Here is a 3,167-nt window from a genome sequence, read left to right as displayed (position 1 = left end):
GTGCTGAGCCTGATCAATGCATGGACCTATTTCCGCGCGCGGCCCGGCGTGGTGCCGTGGCGGCTGATGAAGCCGGCGCTCAACGGCAGCACCGTGGGCGTGATCGCGGGGCTCATGCTGCTCACCTGGCTCAGCGGCGGCGCGGTGAACTGGCTGCGCGGCCTGCTGGGCGTGTCGATCCTGGGCTGCGCGCTGCTGCTGGTGCTGCAGGGCCGGCCGCAGCCTGCGGTGTCGGGCCGCACGAGCTTTGCCGTCATCGGTGGGTTGTCGGGCGTGCTGGGCGGGCTGTTCTCGAGCTCGGGGCCGCCTATCGTCTTTCACATGTACCGCCAGCCGCTGGAGCGCGAACTGGTGCGCCGCGCGCTGCTGCTGATGTTCGCGTTCAATTCGCTGGTGCGGCTGGTGATCGTGCTGCCCACGGGGCACTTCTCGTGGCGTGCGGCGCTGTTGGCCGCCTGCGCGATGCCGGTGGTCTACGGCGTGACGCGGTTGCACCACCGGCTGCCGAACAAGCTGCAGCCGCGCACCCTCCAATGGCTGGTGGGCGGCCTGCTGGCCGCGGCGGGTTCGACGCTGGTCGCGAGCGCGTGGCTGGCGATTGCGCAGGCCTAGCGGGCCCGCCCGCTCCTTGCCTCACGCGCGCATCGGCGCGCGGCTTCTGTCGTTGTTGGCCGTGACGAACTTGGCGAGCAGCTTCATGAAATCGCGGCGCTCCTGCTCGCTCATGGTGCTGAAGAGCGCATCCTGCATCTCGGCCATGGCCGGCACGGTCTGCGCGAGCAGCTCGGTGCCCTCGGCCGTGAGGCGCAGTTCGCGCTGGCCGCGCGCGAGCACCTGGCGCGTGATCCATCCCTTGGTCTCCAGCCGCGCGGCAATGTCGGCGGCGGTGGAGGTGTCGAGCGCCACCTGCTGGGCCAGCGTGACCTGGTCGATGCCCGGCTTCTTCTGCAGGGTGCGCAGAATGGCGTACTGGACCGGTGTGATGTCGCGCCCCAGCTTATCGTGGAACACCGACACCGCGATCTGGTGAGCCCGGCGGATCAGGTGTCCGGGCTGGTCATTGATGTCGATCTCGGCGGCGTCGGAAGTGGGGCTGGGCATGGATGTCGAAACCTGAATCGGGTCCCGGCGGTAAGGACGGAGCCTGCAATTCTATGGCGCCGCTGCGACGCGCCCGCGCCTACAGGTCGAGCACCAGCATCGGCGAGCGCGAGCGCGAGCAGCAGGGAGTGAACTGGTCGTTGGCCGCCTGTTCTTCGGGCGACAGGTACATGTCCTTGTGGTCCGGCTCGCCTTCGAGCACGCGCGTGAGGCAGGTGCCGCACACGCCCTGTTCGCAGGAGGTCGCGACCTCGACGCCCGCCGCGGCAAGCGCCTGCACCACCGTGCAATCCTTGGGCACCGTGACGATGCGCCCAGAGCTTGCGAGCTTGACCTGGAATTCCGCATCGGCGTCCGACGCGGCGATCTCGGCCGAGAAGAAYTCGTAGTGSAGCTGGTCGGCCGGCCAGCCGGCGGTGCGCGCGCCATCCAGCACCCAGTCCATGAAGCCCTTCGGGCCGCAGACATACAGGTGCACGCCAGGCTGCGGCGTGCCGATTGCCGCCGGCAGCGACAGCTTCTGCGCCGTGTCCCCGTCGTCGAAGTGGAACTGCACCTGCGATGCGAACGCGGACTGCGCGATGCGTCCGGCAAAGGCGGTGCGCTCGCGCGAGCGCGTGCAGTAGTGCATCTCGAACGGCGCCGCGCTCAGTGCCAGCCGCTCGGCCATGCACAGGATCGGCGTCACGCCGATGCCGCCTGCGATCAGCACGCTGCGGCTGGCCGCGTGGGCCAGCGGAAAGTGGTTCTTCGGTGCGCTGATGCGCAGCAGGCTGCCTTCCTGCACCAGCTCGTGCATCGCCTGCGAGCCGCCGCGCGATGAGGGATCGCRCAGCACGCCGATCAGGTAGCGGTGGCTCTCCTGCGGATCGTTGCACAGCGAGTACTGGCGCGTGAGGCCGTTCGGCAGGTGCACGTCGATGTGCGAGCCGGCCGAGAACGCTGGCAAGGCCTGGCCCTCGGCGTGCACCAGCTCGAAGGTGCAGATGTCCAGCGCCTCCGCATGCTTGCGGGCGACGCGCACGTTCAGTTCGGAGGCGTTCATGCTGCACCTGCCGGAGTCGCTGGGGCGGCCTCGCCTTCCTGCGCGATCAGGCGCTCCAGCACGCGGCGCGACTGCACGCCGCCCGAGTCGATGTTGAGCTTCAGCAGCGAGCGGGTGGGGTGCGCAAGCAGGTTGCGCTGCTGGGATTCGAGCATCTCCAGGTCTTCGCTGAAGATCTTGCCCTGGCCTTCGCGGATCGATGCGGTCAGCGCCTTGTCGTGCGGCTGGAAGTTGCGCGCCATGCCCCAGAAGTACCAGTGCGAGGTCTCGGTCTCGGGCGTGATGAAGTCCACCACGATGCTCGACACCTTGTGCGCCGGATCGGCGTCGTAGCCGCCCTTGCCGGCGTGGGCGACGCCCACTTCGATCAGCACGTGGCTCGGCGGCGTGAAGCGGCAGATCTGCCAGCGGTCGACCGGCACGTCGTCGGCCAGGTGGTTGCCGCGCAGCGCCATGCGCCAGAAGGGCGGCGCCGAGATGTTCTCCATGAAGCGGCTGGTGGTGACCTGGTCGCCCTCGGTCTTGGTGGTGGTGGGCGTCTCGTCGATTTCCTTCTGGCCGATGCTGGTCGAGTGCACGTAGGTCTCGTGCGTCAGGTCCATCAGGTTGTCGATCATCAGGCGGTAGTCGCACTGGATGTGGAACAGGCCGCCCCCGTAGGCCCAGTCGGGGCTTTCGGCCCATTCGAGGTGGTGCAGCTTGGCCGGGTCGGCCAGCGCGGGGTCGCCGGGCCAGATCCAGACGAAGCCGTAGCGCTCGATCACCGGGAAGGAGCGGATCGGCGGAAAGCCGCGCACGCGCTGTCCGGGCATGGCGACGGTCTTGCCGTCGCAGCCCATCTCCAGTCCGTGGTAGCCGCACACCAGCTTGCCCTCGACCACGCGGCCCAGCGACAGCGGCGCGCCGCGGTGCGGGCAGAAGTCTTCCAGCGCCGTGGCCTTGCCTTCCGCAGCGCGGTAGAGCACCAGGTTCTCGCCACAGATCTTGCGGCCCAGGGGCTTGTCGTCGATCTCGTTGCCTG

General features: G+C 68.8%; 4 protein-coding genes. 1 reads left to right on the top strand and 3 read right to left on the bottom strand.

Annotation, left to right across the window (positions count from 1 at the left end; genetic code table 11):
• The coding region (locus AC1DOC_RS26080) for a TSUP family transporter (RefSeq protein ID WP_478130783.1) at window positions 1-612 on the top strand (612 nt) is incomplete at its 5' end.
• Between the two features lie 21 nt (window positions 613-633).
• Here AC1DOC_RS26080 and AC1DOC_RS26075 read toward each other — a convergent pair.
• The 3 genes from AC1DOC_RS26075 to AC1DOC_RS26065 all read right to left on the bottom strand — a co-directional run.
• Window positions 634-1,101 (bottom strand): MarR family winged helix-turn-helix transcriptional regulator, encoded by a 468-nt coding sequence (locus tag AC1DOC_RS26075; RefSeq protein ID WP_478081068.1) that lies wholly within the window; start codon window positions 1,099-1,101, stop codon window positions 634-636.
• Window positions 1,102-1,180: 79 nt separating this feature from the next.
• Window positions 1,181-2,146, bottom strand: coding sequence for a PDR/VanB family oxidoreductase (locus AC1DOC_RS26070; RefSeq protein WP_478130782.1), 966 nt, complete (start codon window positions 2,144-2,146; stop codon window positions 1,181-1,183).
• A partial coding sequence (locus AC1DOC_RS26065) for a Rieske 2Fe-2S domain-containing protein (RefSeq protein ID WP_478130781.1) occupies window positions 2,143-3,167 on the bottom strand: 1,025 nt, incomplete at its 5' end. The genes AC1DOC_RS26070 and AC1DOC_RS26065, both read right to left, overlap by 4 nt.

This window comes from Variovorax sp. 01T439_2 (assembly GCF_056398445.1).
This window is presented reverse-complemented; position numbering and strand designations above follow the sequence as displayed.

Excerpts from the sequence above, each read along its gene's own strand:
- AC1DOC_RS26075 (WP_478081068.1), bottom strand. The coding sequence starts at position 1,101 with ATGCCCAGCCCCACTTCCGACGCCGCCGAGATCGACATCAATGACCAG.